Source organism: Sphingomonas sp. Leaf34, assembly GCF_001421805.1.
Classification (GTDB): domain Bacteria; phylum Pseudomonadota; class Alphaproteobacteria; order Sphingomonadales; family Sphingomonadaceae; genus Sphingomonas.
This window is the reverse complement of the sequence record NZ_LMLC01000003.1, coordinates 186,780-206,365: the sequence shown is the minus strand read 5'-3', so window position 1 is coordinate 206,365 and position 19,586 is coordinate 186,780. Positions and strand designations below refer to the sequence as shown.

The window sequence follows — 19,586 nt, the reverse complement described above, 5'->3', positions numbered from 1 at the left end:
TACCGCAAAGGCGAACAGCAGTGGGAACGCCGTTCAGTAGCGGCGAGACTTCAAGTAGAATGGTCCTCATGCGTGTATTTACACGTTGGAGGAGTCGGACTTATCACACTTGGAGGATGTTCAAGTCCACTAGCAGCAGGTCACTACTCCGATAGCTACCCTTGGCGTTTGACGTTATCCGCCCCATGATCGCTTGGTTTTGGAGAAATGCCGGGTCTGTTTCGGGCACGAACAGAAAGTCGCGCGTCTTGCCAATTCCACGGAGGAACGGAACCCAAATAGTCCAGTAATCAGTTTCCTTTACGTTGCTGATAGTTGCTTTCCAACTATCCCGCACTCGGAACTCGTCAAAGACCGTCGAGCCCAAGATATCCTCAGACTGCGATTGATCCTCCAAGCCATGCTCGCAGCCAATATCCACGCCATCGCAAACCACTTTCTTGCCCACGACAAGCCGCTGAACCTCGACATATCCGACAGGATTGCCAGTGCTCGTAATATCGATGCGGACGAATGCGGGCGTAACCGCGCTGGCAAGCTGGATCAGTGTTGTCGCACCCCGATTGGGAGCCGTGCCCGACCAAGCGGAAACCGTTACATCGAATACCGGGCTGGTCATTGCCGCTGCGCTGCTACCGCGAACGCGCACGGTATCCGTGCTGCGGAGATTTGATCCCGCAAGAGCGATAAGGTCGATCGGTGCGCCCGACGTTGCTAGTGTTACGTACACCGTCGAAAGCCCGTTGGAGCGCCATACAACCCCTGGGAAGGGCGTAAGGGCGTTGGATGCGGGAGCAGTAGCCTGCTCGCTTGAGGCGTTCACGCTGAAGCTCTGCGGGGCGCATAGGACGGTTGCCATTAGCCGCGCACCTGGATGGTCGTTGTGTTCTTCTCGTAATCCTCAACGATCGAGAAGGCTTTAACCGTGTAATTGGCGAGGCGGCGGCTGTTGAGAATGAAAGCTGGGGGGCCACCCTGAATCGCGTTTGCGGGTAGGGTTCCCTCAAACTCGACTTCGAAGGCGCGAGGCTTCACGTTGTCAGTAAGGATGTTGTTGGCGATACGTGTAGCATTTGCCTGATCCAAGTTGGTATCCAGTGTGACTTCGCGGGCAGTAGCATTGCGCGCTTTCACTGCGGTGGCTACCACAGTGGCGCGTCGATACTCCTGCCTAACGAAAGCGGCGTGGTCGGTGTCAAATTGAGTTGGCATGTTTGTATTTAAGCCTCCCTTTAGTAAGCCACGGCCAAGCGACCGTTGTACGCGTACACTCCGTTACCGCTCTTGAGGTCACGGATGCTGTCGCGCATTTCGGTCATGATCTCGACTTGCTGAGCCGCGTAGTCATTGGCTACGCCCTGTAGGCTTGCCAGCGTATCGGTCTGCGCAGTGATGGCGCTTGTGGGGTCGGCAAGTGAGTTACCGCTTGCGGAGTTGATGGCGTTGGTAACAGCCGTGATTGCGCTGGTCGTGACATCGCGGACTTGTCCAACGATGTTCTGGTAGTCCGTGCTGTTGGTGCCATAGACCGACTGAGCGTTGGACATGATCTTGTCGATCAGCGAGCCATACTCGCCTTGATCGACCGTCTTGCCCGCTGCTAGATCACCCTGGTACTTTTTTAGCTGATCCATTTCCGCCGTAAGCTGAGTTAGGGCTGTGAAGCCACCAGCAGACCCGTTTAGGTCGTCCAGGATGGAACGGAAGTTGGCCGTCTGCTCCTTGAGCAACTGCTTCATCTTCTCCGTCTTGTATTGCTCCAGCTTGGCAACGTCGGTCGAGGTCGCGCCATACTTCTTCATCTGCGTGATGAGTTCGTTGACTGGGTCGATAACCTCGCGAACGCTAGCACCCATTGGGTCAAGCATACCATCAAGTTCGCTGTTGATATTCTTTACGGCGTTCATCAACGACACTGCGAACTCCGCGCCCGCGTCTTTGAGTGCGTTGCTGATAAAGTCAGCGATGCCCGTGATTGCGCCATCCTGGATTGCGTTCTGGATCGCGTATGCGATAGCTTCCTCTGCGCCATCCTTGCCAAAGTCGTGGAGGCCGTTCTGTGCTGCGCCCTTGAACTTGAGCTTGCCGCTGTAGGCATCGTCACGAACGCGCCACTTGCCGTCATACTGGCCGATGGCAACGGAGAAGCTACCAACTGCGCCACCCAGCTTGGCCGCGATGTCGGCAAGTCCAGCTTGTACGCTACCTGCTGCGCCGCTGGCATTGTCCTTCATGGACGACTTGTTGCCCGTGACGCTGACGCTCGATGCTGAACCACCAGTGATCGAAGCTGTACCGTACTTGGGCTTGTACAATATGCTGCTGATGAGACCGCCCACAGCGGATGCCGCTGCCGCAATCAAAGGGTTGCCCGTGAGTCCGCCGATAGCGCCGCCGATTTTTGCGCCAGTTTCGCTGCCCTTGAGGCCCAGTGCTTTTCCAAGCTGGCCGATCTTCTCGCCAATTTGAAGGCCAGCCATCGCACCACCGACAGCGGTGCCAATGCCCTTGAGCGCGCCGCCGCCTGCTGCTGGATCAAAGGACTTCTTCAAGTCGCCCAGGGGATTGCCCAAGTTCTTGAGACCCTTGCCCACGTCGAGCATGGAAGCGTTGCCGTTCTTGAACCCTTCGCCCAGCTTGCTGCTGAACGACGTAAACATCTGCGATAGACCGCTGGTGCCGTTTGCGTTGCCCTGAATGCTCTTAATGGCCTGACTAAAGCCATTAAGCACTTCACCCATAGCGCCACCGAACAAGTCGGCAAGTTCGCTGATACCGGCAGTCATGTCGTCAACAAACTTGTTGGCAACAGTGCGGGTGGCTTTGGTCATCCCAAGCGCGTGAGCGCGCTCAACGTCGGCGCTCAGTCGCTTCTGCGACTCCGCGTCCAATCCGCTAGCAGCAACAGCGGCTTTGGCGCTCGCATAGTTGGCATTCTCTTTGTTGATCGCGCCAATCTGTGCCGCGTAGCTGCCGTCGCCGGTATAGTTGGCAACTACCTCAAGCGGTCGGTTCCTAATCTCAACAGCGGCAGCATCGAACCCGGCGATGATGCTGTCAAAGATTGTCTTGGTTACGTTCTGGCCAAGTGCGTCCTTCAAGGCACCCTTTGCGTATGCCTCCACAACTGCGAGACGTTCCTTTTCAAGCTGCGCCATGTCAGTTTGCGAGGCAAAGGTAGTGCTGTATCGCTTGGCAATGTCGTTGGCCTGCTTGAGTAGTTCGTTGCGCTTCTCCTGCTGGACGTTGGTACGAACTACCGCCTCGTAGTTCTTCAACTCTGCCTGATAGGCGGCATCCTGGAGGTTCACGCCCGCGTTGAGAGCTGCCAGCTTCTTGCTATCTAGGGCATCCTGAACCGCTACCTCTTCATCAGATAGACTGATTGCCCGCTGTTGAAGAAGCAGGTTTTTGTTGGTGAGTTCGAAAGCGCTTTGCTTGAGGTCCGTGACAGCCTTGGCATTGGCAAGATCGATGACGGCAGTATCCACGCGCTGCTTCTCCGCAGCGGTTAGGTCCCGAGCCAGCAACTTGTGAAGTTCCTGCTCCTTGGTAATCTTCTGCTGCTCGATACCGAAGAGTTTTGCGGCATCAACCTCGTCGTTCAGCTTCTGCCAGAACTCCGTTTCCTGCTTGAGACGGCGGGCAGCATCGTCAGCGCCCTTGTCCTTTTTGCTATCGGGCTTGTCGGCAAATGGCTTGTCGGTGGCAACGGGCTTGGGAAGGAAACTTTCTTCCTTGCTGCCCTGCGCGGCAGCTAGAGCGGCCTGCGCCGCGCGAACGTCACCCATTGCGCGGTTACGTGCTGCGACGACCACTTCCTGACGAGGAGCCCACAGCTTATTCCAGCCGCGCTGTACCTGCGATCCGATAGCGCTAGCGCGTTCGCCGATGCTGGCATTGGGATCCGTTACGGTGCGCTGATCGCGAGCCTGTGCGCGACCAAAGCCACGGTCCGTGAGATCGTTGACCTCGCGGAAAGTACCCAGGCTTTTTGTAAGCTGGAGGCGAGCGGTCTGAACGGCAGCGGCCTTTGCTGCCGCTGCCATGTTCCAAAGCTGCTCCGCTGCCTTGCCAGCCTGTCCACCGAACGTGCTGACACCGCGCGCTGCCTGGAGGGATTGGACGTTGGTATTGCTGGCCTGAGATGCCGTATTGCCTGCTGCTGCGGCCAGTCGCTCGATCTCGGCGTTGGCGCTGCTGGAATTGCTGGCGAGGGTATAGATTCCATAGGCAGCGGCACCGATCGCGATACCAAGGGGGCCACCGAACATGCTGAGTAGGCCTGAGAAGCCTGCGCTCAATGTAGCCGTGCTAGCAGCAAGGACGCCCTGCGCCGCCGCCATCGAGGCAAAGCGCATTGCTGCCGTCGCCGCCAACGTGGTGATGGCCTGAACAGCCGCCGTACCCCAGATCGCCACCATGCGAAGAGACAGCGGAATGACTGCTACCTCGATAAGCGTAACGATGGTGCTGAGATTGTCGGCTAGGAATTTGAATGCGGGAGCCGCGAACGTGGAAGCCGTGCTGCCAAGCTTGACCAGCTCTGCGTTAGCCGATGCCGTGACACGCGCCCATTGCGCTGCTGGCGAGCCCTCCAGCATCTTGTCGACTGCCGCTTTAGTCGCACCGGCCTTGGTGGCCATGTGATCCATTGTTGTGGCAAACTCGTTGCCCTTGTTGGAGGTGAGGGCCAACGCGGGAACGAGCGCTTCAACGCCGCCAAGCAAAACAGCCATTTTGCTGGTGCTGCCGCCGGTCTTGTCGGCCATATCCTGTAGGACGCCACGAAGGCCCTTGGCCTGTAGCGCAGCCACGTTGAATTCCAGCCCCAGTCCCTTTGCTGCCTTCTTGGCTTCGTCGCTGGGCTTGGTGATCGCGGAGAGAATGGCTCGGACGCCGGTTACGCTCTCGCTGGTGTTAATGCCGCCTTTGGTGAGAACAGCCAGCGCACCGGCCACCTCATCGAAGCTCACGCCCATCGTTGCGGCCAACGGGGCTACCTTGCCGACTTCGCTGGAAAGCTTCTCGATCGTCGTCTTACCGTCGCGGACGCTGATGAACATGGCGTCGCTGGCAGCGGCAGCGGTCAGACCCTTGCCCGCGTAGCTGTTTAGGATGCTCGTTAGGCCGTCGGCAGCGACACCCACTTTGGTGATGCCGCCAACAGCTAGGCCATTGGACGCACTGAGGATGTCGAGGGCTTGCGATGCGCTGTCCGCGCCAGCCGAAATAATGTCGTAGGCTGCTTCAGCCTGATCGACCGGCATGCCGCCGAACGCGGCACTCTGCGCGAGAATGCCGTCGCTCAACTCCTTCATGTTGAACTTGCTGGTGTCTACGTTGGTGCTGATCTTGGCGAGAACGTCGGCGTATTTGTTCGCAGCGCTCGTGGCCTGGACCATTGCGCCAACGGCAACGGTAATGGCTGCGCCGGCGGCTGCGGCCTTGGTGCTGATGCCACCAAGACGGTCAGCCATCGTACCGAGAATTGGGTTCGTACCAGCGGCACGCTGGCGAATGTCATCGATCGATCGAGAGAGGAGGTTACCCTGTCCAGCGGCGCGACCCATGCCACCGGCTGCGCGGTTGATGCTGTTGTTGTAATTGTCGTTGGCCGCACGCCCGCTCGCAGCGGATCGAGTGAGACCGTTGAGTTCCTGATTGAGACGACGGACGTTGGCTTCACCACCGGACGTGTTTACATCAATACGAATGGTTGCCGTTGCGTCAGCCACGAAATACACCTCCAAAATTATAGTGTATTTACTCGTGGAAGGGGCTGACCTCTCAGCCAGCCGCCTTGTTTCTGTCTGCTATTTGCTTGAGGAAATAGTGATCCAGGCAACGGATCACATAGACGAAAATGTCTGTTTCAATCCTCGTCAGTTCATCTCGTCGCGCGTATGCTTCAATGATGCTTACGGGGATTGGTGCTGGTCCCATTGCGTAATGTCGTTCACTCGATAGCTCGTTGAAGGCATCATAATGGTATCGGTATTCCAGCTTGGGTGCGTTCGCGACTATCTTGGCGGCGTAAGGATTCCCCGTAGCCGCGTCAGCGATCAGGCTGGGTCCATCCCCGTTCGCCCAATCGCTGTAGCTGATTAGTTTCCCAATACTTCAGCCTTGTCCTCTGCCTGGAAGTTCAGCGGGTCCATGCTCTCGGCCAGTAGCTTGCCAAACACGAACTTGCCCTTTTCGTGGGAGAAGTAGGCCAGCGCAGCTTCCTTGCTAAAAGGCACTTCCTCGCCGCCCGACGTGATACCCGACCAGCCAAGCAGAACGGCTTCAACGAAAATCTCCCGAGCGATGCGCTCGTTCAGTTCGTTGTCGTCAGGCTTGAGGCGCAGGTCCTTCATGTGCTTGCGGCGAACACGCTCGGTGACGAGCTTAACGCGGCGGTTTTCTTGCGAGTACAGAGCGCAGGTAAACTTGCCCATCACACTGCCGTTCTCGGCATAAACATCAAACTCGCGGCCTTCGTCGGCTAGTTCAGCGTCGTAACGCTCTACAAAATCAAACTCGAACTGAGACATACTTGCGGTCCTCCTATTTCCTTGACCGCAACTATTTATTGATACGACTATGGCGTGAGACGGTTAGGTCTCACGCCATGCCAAGCTGCGGGTGAAATAGGAGGAGGACCGAGCAGCCTAACTCTGAGATTAAAGCTGGGTGATGACGACGTCCGAAGCTGCCGTGTTGTCGTAACCAGCAGTACCCGTGATCGTCACGTATGCCGAACCGTTGTTCTGCTCATCCTTGGGGATATCGAAGAACATAGTCGGGCAGGAGAACGACCAGCCCGCACCGGTTGTGCCGAGGTTGAAGCTGAACGCCTGTGCCAGACCGGTGAGGTTCTGGTCCAGCGCGAGGCTGTCCCTGTATGCCTTGATCGTTACCTTGATCTCACGCGCACCATTGTAGCCGAACGCTAGACCGGTGGTGCTGCCGAGGACGGGCGACTGGGTACGATCAGCAGTAATCTGGAAGCTGAGTTCCGAGAACGATACCGTCTGACCCGCGACGTTGATGCTGACGACATCGCTGCCCTCATACTCGCCCGGACCAACGTATGCGGTTGGTACAACTGCGAGAGCGTTGTCGGTGGCACCGACGATCTGATCGATACCCATCACGTCGAAATCGAAGTTCACAACGTCGTTGGCCTTGGCATCAATGGTTAGGCCCTTAACGACGCAACCGACATTGGTCTTGACCTGATCGCTGGCCAGCTTGTGGATGATCGAAAAGCTCTTGTCCGTGGTACCGGCCTTGAGAACCTTCGAAGCAAATGCGGAACGGAGCAAACCTTCCATGAGCATGTTGGGAACGACGCCGTAATAGCCGCGCATGTTCAGTGCGCCCGAAACAGCCCTCATACCACGCTGGCTACCGTTGCCTGCGTTGTTTGGACGCTTGGTGTTGCTCTTGATGGAAGTTGCTTCGGCGACCAGTAGGTTCTGGTCAGTGCTTAGTGGAAGTTCACTCATCGTGGCAGATGCCGTTGGCGTGGTGCCAAACACGGTTTCGGGAACAATCTTGTGAGTGATGTCTGCGGAAAATACTCGTGCCATCTGGCTCTCCTAATTAATTGGGTGAGCCGAAAGCTGGCCCCGCAGTATTTACGCGAGGCATCATGTTTTGAGCGGATTTCAGGGGCGGCGGTAGCTTTCCCAGAACACTTTACAGTTGAGCTGGTAGCAGTCATCCTGCCGGGGCTTGCTGGATTCCATCTTGTAAACTCGGAGGCAGTGATCCGGACTGCGCCAGCGGCGGAATAGCGCAAGGAACTGGTCGCGCAACGCATCCGCGTCGTCGGTCCATGTTTCCTTTGGCGCGATAATCTGGAACACAGCCGTGCCAAGCTGGTGGTGCGTATTGTCCGATTGTACGAGTTCGCTCGAACCGGGCTCGATAAACCATCGGCAGTAAATGCGCGTGCTATCCACTGCCTCGTCAGGCTGGTTCTCAACGAGAACCTGAAACTGCTCCACATCTATGTTGGCAGAAAAGCGCTCATTTAGCGCAGCTTCGTCTAGTGCCAGCATTAGTTGCCTCCCAACTTTGTTGCGGCTTCCACCACGTTGTCCAACCAACCCCGCGGTGCTTGCTTGGAGTGACCTTCAAGCAAGTATGGTCCATACGGAGTTGTGTTGGTGATGCTGCCGCTTGCGAACGGCTTTTCGGGCACGTTGACTTCCCAGTGTCCGCGAAACTCATTGGTATCAACAGGTGAGCCCTCGACTGCGCCACGATGTACATCCAGGACGATTTTACTTTTTACTTCCTGAACCTTGTCCTCCATGACTTTGTCGATAAGGCCGCGCTTGTTGAGGAGGTCGCTTAGATCGATCATCAGGATACCTCGGCTTCAAAGTAGATTGCTTGGCCTTGCGGTGCGATCTTCGTGACCTTGCCAATGCGGTAGATGCTGTCGCCGATGGTAAGGGTGTCGCCTGAAACGGGCTCAACCAGCATGATCGCGACGGACTGCGCGGTGCGTTGCCCCTCGTTGTTGCCAGCCGTCTCGGGATCGACAATCACAGCTCTGGTGTTGATCGTTTCCACCGCTTCTTTGGTGCGCGATGCCTTGTTGAACTTCTGCGCAGCCAGGGGCGCGTCCGCGATGCCCGATCGCGTGACCGTCGCGGACGTGCCGAACTCGTCTAGCAACTCCCGCGCCGCCGGGAGGAATTCGTCGCGGGCGTTCATAGGAACAGGATGCCGCTGTAGATACCACCGCCGCCCGCTCCCGCGCGTACCAGCAACGGTGCGAGCATTTCGGTAATCCGAGGATAGGGGTCGTTGGACGCTTCAAAATACTCGGCAATCGTCTTGAGGTTGCCTAGCTGTTTCTCTGTGCGCTTGACGGCTGGTGCGCTTCGCAACGCCGGGGCGGGATTGTCCAGGAGGTCTATGGCGATGAGCAGCGTTGCGAGGTTCACCGTGTCTTGCTCGGGCGGGGTGAGCGTTGGTCGCAACCTATAGGTGCGAATATAATCAGACGCGTTGACGAGCGCTTGCGCGCGATCGTCGCCGGTCCAATCCGTGAAGCCGCGCACGGCGGCCATGCTGTCTGCTAGTTCCAAGTCCATGTGACTATTTATTGACGACGAACCCCGGCGCATTGCTGCGCCGGGGTGTCAGTTGCCGAAGGCAAACCGGGATTAAGCGGTTGGCTTTGGCTTTAGGATTACCAGAGGAACCTTCTTGGAGTCGGTTGCCAGCGTGTAAGCACCAGCCTTGTTCAAGTCCGCAAAGGTAGGACCGCCCTTGCTGGTGAACGAACCCGTGAAGTCGAAGCCCATTGGGTGGATGATCTGCTTCCAGCGGAACCAGACAGTATCCTGACCCGAACCGTGACCTGCGCTCTCGTCGCTTTCGACGGCAACTGGCTTACGGCTCTGAGGAGCAACGCTGTAGTGGAACAGACCTGCGCCCATGCCAACGATACGGTCGCCAAAGCGGTCGTCCTTGATTACGTCGAGATCGGCAATCTGAGGAATGCGGATGACCTGTTCGCTACCAGCACGGTAGGTGATGAGGTTGGCAAGCTGAAGGGTCAGATAGTTAGCCGAGGACATGCCGATTGCCGTCACGACGCCTGCGTTGTCACCCTTTGCTGCCTGAACCGCCTTGAGAAGCTGGGCAACGTCAAACGAGCCGTCCATCGTCTTGATAAGCTTCTTGGTCTCCGCGTCGGTGGACTTGGTGATACCATCCAGCACTGCGAAGAACAGGTTCACTTCATCGGTGTTGCGGTAGTTGGCGATACGCGAGCTAAGTGCTGCGATCGGGTCCATACCAGCGAAGTCCTGAACCAAGTTCATGCCCGAGACGCCGACGTTGCGGTGGTTGCGAACTGCGCCCCACAGCTTTGTGTCCATCTTCAGTGGAACGGCGTGGTCGGTTGGGTCGTCGTTGGAGACGTTGCTCTCGACGTACTGTAGGTCGTTCCAAGCTTCCACTTCTGTGCGGATGCCAGCGCCGTCGTTGAGCGTTGCTGCGATAGCTGGGCTGCTGGTCATCACGCCAGCGGTGCGGAAAGGATTGGTTCCTGCGTTGTACGCTTCATCGATAGCGCCCCAGACAAGGCTAGGGTTTAGCTTCTTGAAGTCGTCCAACGTAAGAACGTGGGCGCGATCATATGCCATAAATTAATTTCTCCACTTGTGGTACCATCCGGTCCGTAAGTGGAGCCGGGCGACGCATCCGTGGTCGCCCAGTATTTATATGGCCCGCTCTACTTGCCCCCTTAAACTGAGGTTTTGAGGTTTGGCCTACCCACCGCATCTGCGATTGCGTTTGCTTCTGCTGGATTCTTCAACTGAATCTTGGCAAACTCTGTGAAGTTGAAGTTATCTTTGGTCATGCGCGGAGCTTTCGTGCCGTCATGGCCTGTGGCTGCGCCACCGCCATTGTCGGGAGCGCGGACGTATCCATGTCCTTCGCCCTTGTTGCCAAAGTAGGTCTTGGCGAAGTCATCGACGCTCTTGCCGTCAATCAGGGGCTCGCCGTCATCGTTGAACTGGACATCGCCGCGCAGTGCTTTGCTGAGAATGGGGGTGTGCTTGGCGTCCACGTTCGCGCCGTTCAGGGCTTTGAGAATGAGAGTGTCAGCACGCTCGTTGCGGCGAGTGGTTTCCAACTTGTCCGCACGTTCCTTTTCCGCCGTGAGTGCCTTTTCGGCGTCAACTGCCCGCTTGTTTGCCTTGTCCAGATCGGACAGAGTTGCGGAGTTAGCGGTTTCGATTGCGGCTTCTGCTGCCTCTGCGCGCGTGAGTGCGTCGCGCTTTTCCTTGACCAGCTTGTCCTTGTTGGAATTGACAGCGGTCAGTTCGCCGGAAAGTCGTGCGACTTCGGCGGTTAGTTCTTCTAGGGTCATGTTTTTCTCCAGTGGCCGACTGGGCCATCAGGGAAGCAGGACTGCCGCTTCCGGCAGTATTTATTGGAGTATGTCTCCATGAACCTTTTTTAGTTCGTCCAAGGTAAGGACCGTGCCGTCACCGCTGATGAAGTCTCGCAAGTCAAGTTTGCCAGTTCGGAACAACTCTGCGCGTGTCTTACCCAGTACCTTGTCCTGAGTTGCGCCGTCCTTGCCACGTAGCCAATCGCTAAACTTGCTACCTCCGGCTACCTGTCCATCCATACTCGCGCGCTTGGCTTCTGGTAGCTCGTCGGCATCAATTCCAAGTTCGCGGAACGACTTCGTGACGGCCACGCTGATTGAGCGGCAGCGCAAATGGCGTGGCGGTATAGGGCCTTGTCCGATGGGATGAACACTGCCGTCCAAGCCCGCACAGGTGTGAGTGGTTCGAATGTCCAGGGTGGCTAGAAACTGCCATCCCTTCACGACATTGCTTGATGCCTTCCACGTTTCCTGCGCCGTCACGTTGGAGACATGATTGACGGCAGTGCGAACGATGGACTGAGCGCTGCGTCGGCTGATATTTAGAACGCCGTCGCTGTACCGCGCCGCTTTGCTTCCACGAATGCGGCGCACGATTTGATCGGTTGTCTCACCAGCCCTCATGCCTTCGCGGACCGCTGCGCTCATGCGCTTGACGCGACCGGCTTCCATATCGCTCAGGTATTCAGAGAGGATGCGACCCTCGAAAGGCTCACTGGAGACGATTGCGCTCAACCGCTTGGCCGAGGGGCCAGCGATTGCCACGTCCACGGGAACAGCCGTCGCAAGGCTCTGACGTTGGAACGAGGCTTCATTGCCTCCAAACTGCTCCAGCTCGTCCACAAGGGCGATTGAGAGATCGGCATACGCGGCGGTGTTGAGGTCGCCCACCTGACTGAGCAGCGTTTCCAGCCGCTTCCTAGCTGCTGCGCTCATGCCGACGCCGCGCTCCTCGATCTGCGCGAGGCCAGCCGCGAGTTTTTCGACGATCGCGGCGTCGCCACGATTGAGCAAGCGCACCATGCGATCCGCAAGGTAAGTGCCGTATTGGTTGAGCGCGAGGGCGTGACGGATTGCGCGGTCACGCAGGACGCTGTTGACGTTCTGCGCCACGGCTTAAATCTCGGCAGTAGGACGGTCGATATTGTCCTGATCGATACGAGCGCGCTCCTCGTCGGGTAGGAGGCTGGCGTTGACTACGCCCTTGTCCCTGCGTTCCAGGAACCATGTATCCCAGGACGTTACACCCGCCTGGAGTTCCGCCAGCGCGACCGTGCGCTCCTGTGCGGTCATACCACCCATCTTGTAATCGGTATTGAGGGTGAAAACCGCCTTGCTGCCGTCCATCCACCAGGAACACCAAGAGAGGGCATCGCTGATGCGACGTGCGTAAACCAGCGCTAGGCTCGCAACTGCGCTATCCTCACCAGCACCGCGCCGAGCCGACTGGGTATCGCTTTCTGGCGCTTTGTTTCGCTCGCTGGCAATGAGGTTGCCACCCACTTTGGCCATCTGCTCTTGGAAGTCGTCTCGCGTCTTCATGAGGCCATCCATTGTGTGGCCCTCTGGTTCCAGAAAGCCCCACTTGGCGGTTGGCTCTTCCAAAACTACGACACCACCGGCACCGATGTAGAGGTTGGGTGGAATGTCCTGGCCGTCATCATCCTTCTGTAGCTTGATGCCCGAGAACACGGGGACAACGCCGCTGGCGAACATCTGGATATTCGCGATACGAGCGCTGACTTTATAGTGATCCAAGTTGAGTTCGGCGAGGTCTTTGAGTTCGCTATCCTGTGGCCAGGACTTAGTGTTGTCGCTGACGACCGTAAACGGGATGGAGGTCAGCCTCTGGCCGTCCTTGCGAGGTTCCCGAACTTCCGTGATCTCGAAGCCAAGACCGTCTTTCTTCTCCCACACGCGCTGTACGTAAATGCCATTGACCATCACGAGTTCAAGAATGCGGTCTTCACGTTCGCGCAGTACCACGCGCTCGAAGGTACGGAGAGGTCCCTTGATCCCGTAATCAATCCATAGAATGCTCTCGAGGGGGAAGAGGTGAATGAAAGGACGGTAGTTGAGGCGAAGCGCATTCGCAGCGTTGAGGCTTACACCGTCTGGTGCCTCGGGGTGGTCAGCTAGTAGGCCGGTGAAGTTGGTTTGGAAGGTCTCCCAGATGACCTCTTCCGCTAGATCACGAACGCTGTCTGCGTTGCGCGTGATCACATCCTTGATGGGCTCCAACACGGGCGCGTTCAGCACCACATTCTTGGCCGTCATTAGTCCTCGCTTGGCTTGCGCAGTACGGGACGTGGCGGGGAAGAAGCTGGTGTACTGAAGCAGCCGATCGTACTCCTCGACAGGTTGCGCAGTACGACTGAACGGAAGGTACTCCGTTCGCTTGCGCTTGATCGTGCGGGCACCTGCCATCACGTCACGAATGAGTTGAACGTCCGCGTGCTTGACAGCGAGCTTGGGGTGAATGTCTTCGATATTAGGCATCCACTATTTATTGGACGCCCTTACCAGAGGTTCGTTGCGATCTTGAACATCTTGCCCGTGTTGGGTTGATCGCCGTTCAAGTCCAGGATGGCCGTGATGGCATAAACGAGTGCGTCAACGCGGTCGGGCGAACTACCCTTGCGATCCACCACAGCTTCGAAGTCGAACATCTGCTGTTCCAGCGTCTTCAACTTGTCCGTTTCGTTGCCATCATGGATAACCCGGCCTTTGGTGTACTGAATGGAAACTGGCTCGGCGCGGCTGACTTTGCCCTTGCTGGCATGGACTGCCACGCAGGGCAGGTTGCGCCGAATACCCTGTAGGGTACTCTCGACCATGAGACCGCCCTGGTTCTTTTCATAAACGATGCTGTCGGCTTCCCAGTCGTCGTAAGCCTGAACCGTGGCTGCCGCCCACACATCTGGAACGCCACGAACGCTGTAATCGGCCAGCACGACCGCCCGACCATCCTTAAGCCTGCCCGCGACGACGATACCGGCTTCATCGCTTTTGTCGTGCCCCGTGGTCGTGGGGTCGAGTGCCACGACGATGCGGACAATCTCGTTGCGGTCGATGATCTCGCGCTTGATCTTGTTGGGGTGGAAGAGGGCGTTGGGATTATCGTCACGCCACTCTCCGAGAATGAACGTGCTCATCGCTCCCGGCATACCGTCGAAGCTGTCGTACAAACCCTCCAGGTAGCCAGCAGCTTGGTTCTCCAAGTTGCCCTCGGGGTCCATTTTGATTTCACGCCAGCGATCGGGCCGCTTGTGGGGAAGTCCGCTGGCAGGATTTTTTAGAAACTTGAATGCCAGCGCATCCCAGTCGCTGTTGAGTTGCGGGTTACAATCAAAGAGCAACTTGGGCTTGATCATCAGCGGCTTGCCGTCACGGAGGACTGGCGAACCGTCTTCATTCAGCATGGGTGTGGAGTGGTTGAGCGAGGACTCCAGAACGGTGATACTTTCGTAATCCCGTACCTCGTTACATTCGTTGAGCCAGATCGTTGCGAACTCGCTGCCTCGCAAACGTGATGTACGGTTTTCATCCAGGCCGCGAAAGTAGATCACACTGCCATTGTGGAAGGTGATCGTGCTGTCCTGCTTGTTGATCGTTACATCATCGCGCTCAAGGTATCCCGGCCATGCCAAGTCCATGACTTCGATGAACGTGCCCTGGAACAGCAACTGGCGGCAGGTATTGAGCGTGTTGCGGAATACGCCGTGCTTGCTGCGCGGGTACATCAGGGCGCGACCCGCGACCGCGAAGGACCATGCTACACTCTTGCCGCTACGGCGACCGCCACGCGCCAGAAAGCGATCCGCTCCACTTGTCTTGAGCAAGTCGATGGCTTGAAGTTGACTGGCGGTAGGCTTGAAATTGTTTAGCTGTTTCACCCAGTAATTAGCTGGATGAGCAGTAGCCGGTTGATGACAGCGCGGTTTAAGGCTCTAATGAGCGCTGAAATTGAACAGGGGGAAGATGATGATCAAGTCGGCATTGGTGGCGCTAATTGTGTTGGCCAGCCCGCTAAGTGCGGCTGAAAAGAAGGCTCCACCGCCGGCTCCTGCGCAGGAGCCCGATTGGTCGGCAGTGAGAAAGCAGGCGGAAGCCCTGCTAACGCGGGACCTTTTTGATCCACAGGCAGCGCAGATTACGTGGCGCGGGGGCTGGCGTTGGGGTCACGTCAAGACTTTCCAGCTATGGAGCAAGCGCGAGTACGGCTGGTTGGGCTGCGTTGGCCTGAACAGCAAAAACCGTTTGGGCGGCTATGTGGGGATTGAAGAGAAGTTCGTCCTGCTCAAGCCGGACGGTTCGATGAAAACCGATGCCGTGATTGGCTATACCAGCGAATGCGATGACGGATCGCCGCCTGTCCCCATTCAAGCGGCGTTCGCGACCCCAACAAATGGTGGCGTCGGCACGGCGGCGGCGCCGTCGATGGCGGACGAGTTGGCCAAGCTGGCAGACTTGAAGACCAAAGGTATCCTCACCGACGAGGAATTTGCGGCTCAGAAAGCCAAGGTGCTGGCGCGCTGATGTCCGTCCAACGCCTCCGAGATATCGTCAACGCTGCCGTTCCCGCGCTGTTTGCCCAGATTCAGGGCGGGCGCGTGGTTTGTGAAAGCGAGGCCTCACTTCAATTACATCTTGGTCGAGTAATCACGACGGTCGCGGACCTTGCGGCCGTTACACCGCTCGAGGCATTCTCCATCGAGTTGGAAAAGCCGTTGCGGGGTGATCGGGAGAAGCGGGGCGAAATCGACATATGGTTTCGCCTTACGGACGATGCCGGGATAGCTTGGCGCTGCGCAATGGAGCTAAAGTTCTTTAAACGCGCCAACCACCGCGAGCCCAACAATCGATATGACGTGTTCAAAGACATGCTGCGTTTAGAAGGGTGTAAGGATGTCGCTGATATCGGGTACATGCTCGTCGCAACCGATCACACTCATTACATCGATAAAGCTGTCTATGCTCTCGATACACAAGATTTCGACTTTAGGGATGGTCGAACATACAAAGGCGGTACGGAGTTGGTTTATCGGAAGGCGACGCCGTATGGTGATCCAATCACGTTAAAGCGCGATTACAGGTTCGAATGGGCCGTTGGTACGAACAACCTACGCTATATGTTGCTGGAGGTCAGAGTCGATGACTGACGAACCGGAAGAGCGCGATTTCGCGGAAATGGAAGATGATTATTATGGCGCGCATGACGAAGCGCCAAGGTATGAGGACGCCTCGTTACTAGACGGATCGGAACTGGCTCACGCCTTGATTGGGCTGACGTTGTTCGATGACACATACCTGCGGCTCCAGGCTTTCAATCTGGCAATGGTTGACGTGTTCTTGAACCAGTTGGAGCGCGTCGTTGCGCGCAAGCTGTTTGATGAGGAGCGCACTCCTGCCGAGGCGGCATTCCTCAATGCGCAATCACAGATGTGGATATTCGCGGCATACGAGGCGATGCGGACATGGAGGCAGCGTGCCAACGACGTGATGAAATGGCACCGATGCGGAGGGCTACAGCAAAAGCTGGACTCGCTGGAGAAGGGCGACAACGCGACCCATCATGGGCAACAGCGCCGTGCTTCGATGATCCGGGACGTTCTGGCCGACCCTTCGGTGATCGGACGGCTCGACGATGATCTCAAGCGAACGTATTTTACGTTCACCCGCATGGAATATCTGAGGGTGTCGTTGGCCAAGCATGAGGTCAGCGGCAAAGCTAAAATATCCGCACTGTCACCGGGCTACGGCAGAATAAACTATTGGTGCGGCTCGTTGGACTACGAACTGGACAACGGCATCTACAGCATGGGGTTTGTCAGCCGTCGTGACATTGCGGATAGCCTGAGAGCCATCCCCAGCATGGAGGTGCCCACGGAGGAGGATCTGGAATCCTTTGCGGATTATATGAAGGGGCCGGGGCTAGACGTTGGAAACAGGTAGGCGTGTTTCGTCAGGGCGAAGTGGTCAGCGGTTTGGCATCTGAAGGCCGAGCGCCTGTTCGATCTGCGCTTGGGTGTGGGTACCAGATTGCTTGATGCCAAAAGCAACGATCAAGAGGGGCAGGGGGCCAGGCGCTTTGGCTAGAGCAGGAAAGTTGGCTTTTAACCCGTCCTCGAACGGTACGAAGAACGAGCCAATGCGATCCACTAGCGGCACGTCCGCCCGCATGGGCCGTGCGCGGCAGAAGTGAAGCCATCGGTCAGCCGCGAAGTCGATCGCATCGTCCATGACCGCAATCGCTGCGTCTGCGGGAGACGGCTTTTTCTTGAAAGGCCACATACGCGTTAGGCTAGTTATCTGAAACTAGCCTGTCCACTTCGAAACCACCGCCTTAGTTATGAAAACGAAGGTGGCTTGACCGGCCCCTTCTGGGTGTTGATTGCTCTAGCTTTGGCAATTAGTTCGGCGGTGGTCGTATCATATAAGTTGACGAGAGCGTGCTCGATAAAGTCAAAGGCGTCGAATACGTCGGTGCGTGTAAGGCCACCAGCGTGGCTACCTGAGTTGCCCAGCCACTTGATAGCAAGCAAGATCTCGGCGTTTGTTGGATCGGTGAGTTTGAACTCCTCGATGCGACTGTGAAGGCTTTTGAATGCTGGAGCGACAGCCTTCGTAACGCCTTGCTCGTCCATCAAATGCTCGACTGCTTGCCGTATCTGGTTGGCAGCACCTTCGGCACTTTGCCACAATAGCCCTGCGGCCTCTCGCAAGGCTCCTGTTACCAATGCTGGCGTTTCTTCTGGTGGCCTGATGGGCAAGGGGGCGGGTGACAGGCTTCGTGGCCTAAACCGATCCCCATATCCCTGTGTTAGCTGCCCATCTTCGTCGTAGTCGTGATATTCAAAGACGTACACGTCGCCTAAGACGGCCACAATCTCGCCGCAGTTGGCAAAGTCACAAGTAAGGAGGCCTGCGAACCGAGCCTCTGAGTCTTCTGGTTCCCAAGATGGGTCCTGCTCGCGAGCTGCTTTGCTGGGCCCAGTGTCGGCGTTCAATATCGATCCTTTGCTGCTTTTGAGATGTCCCTTGCCGCAAGTTGGGCACGGCCACTCAGGCAGAGTGACGAAGGTCATGGCGTAAAGCGAGCGATCAACTGTCATGCGGACACGATACCTGGATTTTGATACTGTTGAAGGAAAATCTGGACCAAACTGGATCCTGAAATGGTAAAAATCCATTTCTAGCCCCACACCCACCCTCCACAGGGGCGAGGGTATATACCCCCTGGGTCTGGGCAGGGTCATGCCGCCCCGCAGACGCCCACACAGGGTCAAAGCACCCCATCAGCATACCTGCTGCTCCTGCGCCAATGAGACGTCGTGATGAGCCCCATTGAGTGGTCGTACATCTGTGGCAGCGGCTTTACGCATTGAAGCAACGGGCAATGCTTCAAGGTGTAAAGATGAACTTCGTCGCATACTATCGGGTCAGCACTGCCAAACAGGGAGCAAGTGGCCTGGGATTAGAAGCCCAGCAGTGCGCCGTGCTGCGCTACCTCGCTGGTGTCGAGCCAATCGCATCGTACACAGAAGTGGAGAGCGGCAAGCGCAACGATCGCCAGCAGCTACAAGCGGCTTTGGCATACTCCAAGCTAACCGGGGCCACACTCGTCGTTGCCAAGCTGGACCGACTTAGCCGCAACGCGGCCTTCCTCAATACGCTTATGGATAGCGGACAATCCGTTGTGTTCGCGGACATGCCGCACGCCGATCGACTAACAGTAGGGATGATGGCGCAGTTGGCGCAGTGGGAGAGGGAGGTCATCAGCAAGCGCACCAAAGAAGCTCTCACAGCAGCCCGAGCCCGTGGACGCATCCTTGGGGGTGATCGGGGCAACTTGCCCGCAGTGAGCGCCGTTGGGCGTCAGAGAAGCATGGCAGTACGTGGGGCGAGGGCGGTGGACCGGCGCGCTGCGCTAATGCCTCATGTGGAAGCTGCGCGAGTAGCCGGGGCATCAACACTCCAGGCAATAGCCGACTACCTCAACGCCCTCCACATAACGACAGCACGGGGCGGCACTTGGTATCCAGCAAGTATCGCTCGCTTGCTCAAATAGTAGGATCGCTGCCATCGGTTAGCTGTCCATCTACGACGTTGGAGAAGAACCAGTCTGGCATTACGGGCGTTTGTACTCGCAATGTCTGTTCCACTTGCGTCTTGTCGCGGAACCTCTTGTTGAGTTTACCCAAGCGCCAACGGATATGACCGGCCCTCGCTTCATCGCGGCGGAAGTCCCCCGTACTCGTTGGGCCACCAGCCAGCATATCGTCCACGATGTCATCCAGAACACGGGCATGCCATTCGTAAGCGTCGTTGATGGCTTCAAGCAATGAGGGGTCACCCTTACACCATGCCTGTATGGTGCTGTAGCCGGGCATGTGGTCGTCCTGGCATACCGCGACCATCGTTTCCCCGCTGGCGATCCGCTGTAACAATTCCTCTTCGATCTGGGCGTTGCGCTTTGTGGGCTGGCCGGGGCGGCTGCGTGTCACACTGGCGATGAGGTTCGTTACCTTGGGCGCTAGAGCAACCTGTGCCTGATTAGGGTTGGTTTTCGCAGGGGTGCCCGTAGCCGCTTTTGGCGGCATAATAACGCTGGAAAGCGTGGATACGGTCTGAGTTGTCTGTGTTTTCTTGGCCATGCCTATATTTAATC

General features: G+C 57.1%; 22 protein-coding genes. 4 read left to right on the top strand and 18 right to left on the bottom strand.

Features of this window, described 5'->3' with window-relative positions; genetic code table 11:
• Positions 1–103: 103 nt before the first annotated feature.
• From ASF00_RS09350 to ASF00_RS09290, 15 genes are all read right to left on the bottom strand, one after another.
• Entirely contained in the window at positions 104–859 is a 756-nt protein-coding gene (locus ASF00_RS09350) for a hypothetical protein (RefSeq protein WP_156348280.1), read from the bottom strand.
• Positions 859–1,212, bottom strand: coding sequence for a hypothetical protein (locus ASF00_RS09345; RefSeq protein ID WP_055877787.1), 354 nt, complete (start codon positions 1,210–1,212; stop codon positions 859–861). Before ASF00_RS09345 ends, ASF00_RS09350 begins: the two co-directional genes overlap by 1 nt.
• A gap of 20 nt (positions 1,213–1,232) precedes the next feature.
• On the bottom strand, positions 1,233–5,738 hold the full coding sequence (locus tag ASF00_RS09340; protein WP_156348279.1) for a phage tail tape measure protein: 4,506 nt from the start codon (positions 5,736–5,738) through the stop codon (positions 1,233–1,235).
• A 52-nt stretch (positions 5,739–5,790) separates the two neighbouring features.
• Positions 5,791–6,027 carry a phage tail assembly chaperone gene (locus ASF00_RS19335; protein WP_443024404.1) on the bottom strand — a complete coding sequence of 79 codons (237 nt, stop codon included), beginning with the start codon at positions 6,025–6,027 and terminating at the stop codon, positions 5,791–5,793.
• An 80-nt stretch (positions 6,028–6,107) separates the two neighbouring features.
• On the bottom strand, positions 6,108–6,539 hold the full coding sequence (locus ASF00_RS09335; RefSeq protein ID WP_055877778.1) for a hypothetical protein: 432 nt from the start codon (positions 6,537–6,539) through the stop codon (positions 6,108–6,110).
• A 129-nt stretch (positions 6,540–6,668) separates the two neighbouring features.
• The gene (locus tag ASF00_RS09330) at positions 6,669–7,580 is read right to left on the bottom strand and encodes a phage tail tube protein (protein ID WP_156348278.1); all 912 of its coding nucleotides are present in this window, start codon (positions 7,578–7,580) and stop codon (positions 6,669–6,671) included.
• A 78-nt stretch (positions 7,581–7,658) separates the two neighbouring features.
• Entirely contained in the window at positions 7,659–8,054 is a 396-nt protein-coding gene (locus ASF00_RS09325; RefSeq protein ID WP_055877772.1) for a hypothetical protein, read from the bottom strand.
• Entirely contained in the window at positions 8,054–8,362 is a 309-nt protein-coding gene (locus ASF00_RS18460; RefSeq protein ID WP_156348277.1) for a hypothetical protein, read from the bottom strand. Before ASF00_RS18460 ends, ASF00_RS09325 begins: the two co-directional genes overlap by 1 nt.
• Positions 8,362–8,718 carry a hypothetical protein gene (locus tag ASF00_RS09320; RefSeq protein WP_055877767.1) on the bottom strand — a complete coding sequence of 119 codons (357 nt, stop codon included), beginning with the start codon at positions 8,716–8,718 and terminating at the stop codon, positions 8,362–8,364. Before ASF00_RS09320 ends, ASF00_RS18460 begins: the two co-directional genes overlap by 1 nt.
• Positions 8,715–9,101 (bottom strand): hypothetical protein, encoded by a 387-nt coding sequence (locus ASF00_RS09315; RefSeq protein WP_055877765.1) that lies wholly within the window; start codon positions 9,099–9,101, stop codon positions 8,715–8,717. The genes ASF00_RS09320 and ASF00_RS09315 overlap by 4 nt, the downstream gene beginning before the upstream one ends.
• Before the next feature lie 72 nt (positions 9,102–9,173).
• A complete protein-coding gene (locus tag ASF00_RS09310) occupies positions 9,174–10,130 on the bottom strand; it encodes a hypothetical protein (RefSeq protein WP_156348276.1) in 957 nt (318 codons plus the stop codon).
• 131 nt (positions 10,131–10,261) lie between these two features.
• Positions 10,262–10,891 carry a hypothetical protein gene (locus ASF00_RS09305; RefSeq protein WP_055877757.1) on the bottom strand — a complete coding sequence of 210 codons (630 nt, stop codon included), beginning with the start codon at positions 10,889–10,891 and terminating at the stop codon, positions 10,262–10,264.
• A 60-nt stretch (positions 10,892–10,951) separates the two neighbouring features.
• Positions 10,952–12,028 carry a minor capsid protein gene (locus tag ASF00_RS09300; RefSeq protein WP_055877754.1) on the bottom strand — a complete coding sequence of 359 codons (1,077 nt, stop codon included), beginning with the start codon at positions 12,026–12,028 and terminating at the stop codon, positions 10,952–10,954.
• A 3-nt stretch (positions 12,029–12,031) separates the two neighbouring features.
• Positions 12,032–13,414: a DUF4055 domain-containing protein gene (locus tag ASF00_RS09295; RefSeq protein ID WP_055877750.1), complete on the bottom strand. Its 1,383-nt coding sequence runs from the start codon at positions 13,412–13,414 to the stop codon at positions 12,032–12,034.
• Between the two features lie 20 nt (positions 13,415–13,434).
• A complete protein-coding gene (locus ASF00_RS09290) occupies positions 13,435–14,811 on the bottom strand; it encodes a phage terminase large subunit (RefSeq protein WP_082463349.1) in 1,377 nt (458 codons plus the stop codon).
• A gap of 88 nt (positions 14,812–14,899) precedes the next feature.
• Between ASF00_RS09290 and ASF00_RS18020 the strand changes: the two genes are divergently transcribed.
• The 3 genes from ASF00_RS18020 to ASF00_RS09275 are packed head-to-tail and all read left to right on the top strand — an operon-like array spanning position 14,900 to position 16,870.
• A complete protein-coding gene (locus tag ASF00_RS18020; RefSeq protein WP_235525710.1) occupies positions 14,900–15,454 on the top strand; it encodes an SHOCT domain-containing protein in 555 nt (184 codons plus the stop codon).
• Positions 15,454–16,077 carry a hypothetical protein gene (locus ASF00_RS09280; RefSeq protein ID WP_055877738.1) on the top strand — a complete coding sequence of 208 codons (624 nt, stop codon included), beginning with the start codon at positions 15,454–15,456 and terminating at the stop codon, positions 16,075–16,077. The genes ASF00_RS18020 and ASF00_RS09280 overlap by 1 nt, the downstream gene beginning before the upstream one ends.
• Positions 16,070–16,870 (top strand): hypothetical protein, encoded by an 801-nt coding sequence (locus ASF00_RS09275; RefSeq protein WP_055877734.1) that lies wholly within the window; start codon positions 16,070–16,072, stop codon positions 16,868–16,870. The genes ASF00_RS09280 and ASF00_RS09275 overlap by 8 nt, the downstream gene beginning before the upstream one ends.
• A 24-nt stretch (positions 16,871–16,894) precedes the next feature.
• Here ASF00_RS09275 and ASF00_RS09270 read toward each other — a convergent pair whose 3' ends face one another.
• Together ASF00_RS09270 and ASF00_RS18015 are read right to left on the bottom strand one after the other, a co-directional pair.
• Complete coding sequence (locus tag ASF00_RS09270; RefSeq protein WP_055877730.1) at positions 16,895–17,158, bottom strand: hypothetical protein; 264 nt, start codon at positions 17,156–17,158, stop codon at positions 16,895–16,897.
• 107 nt (positions 17,159–17,265) lie between these two features.
• Positions 17,266–18,108: a DUF4145 domain-containing protein gene (locus ASF00_RS18015; RefSeq protein WP_162233581.1), complete on the bottom strand. Its 843-nt coding sequence runs from the start codon at positions 18,106–18,108 to the stop codon at positions 17,266–17,268.
• A gap of 224 nt (positions 18,109–18,332) precedes the next feature.
• On the opposite strand from ASF00_RS18015, the gene ASF00_RS09260 reads away from it, so the two are divergent.
• The gene (locus tag ASF00_RS09260) at positions 18,333–18,986 is read left to right on the top strand and encodes a recombinase family protein (RefSeq protein WP_055878747.1); all 654 of its coding nucleotides are present in this window, start codon (positions 18,333–18,335) and stop codon (positions 18,984–18,986) included.
• Here ASF00_RS09260 and ASF00_RS09255 read toward each other — a convergent pair.
• A complete protein-coding gene (locus tag ASF00_RS09255; RefSeq protein WP_055877723.1) occupies positions 18,979–19,572 on the bottom strand; it encodes a hypothetical protein in 594 nt (197 codons plus the stop codon). The two genes, ASF00_RS09260 and ASF00_RS09255, sit on opposite strands and share 8 nt — an antisense overlap.
• Positions 19,573–19,586: the final 14 nt, after the last annotated feature.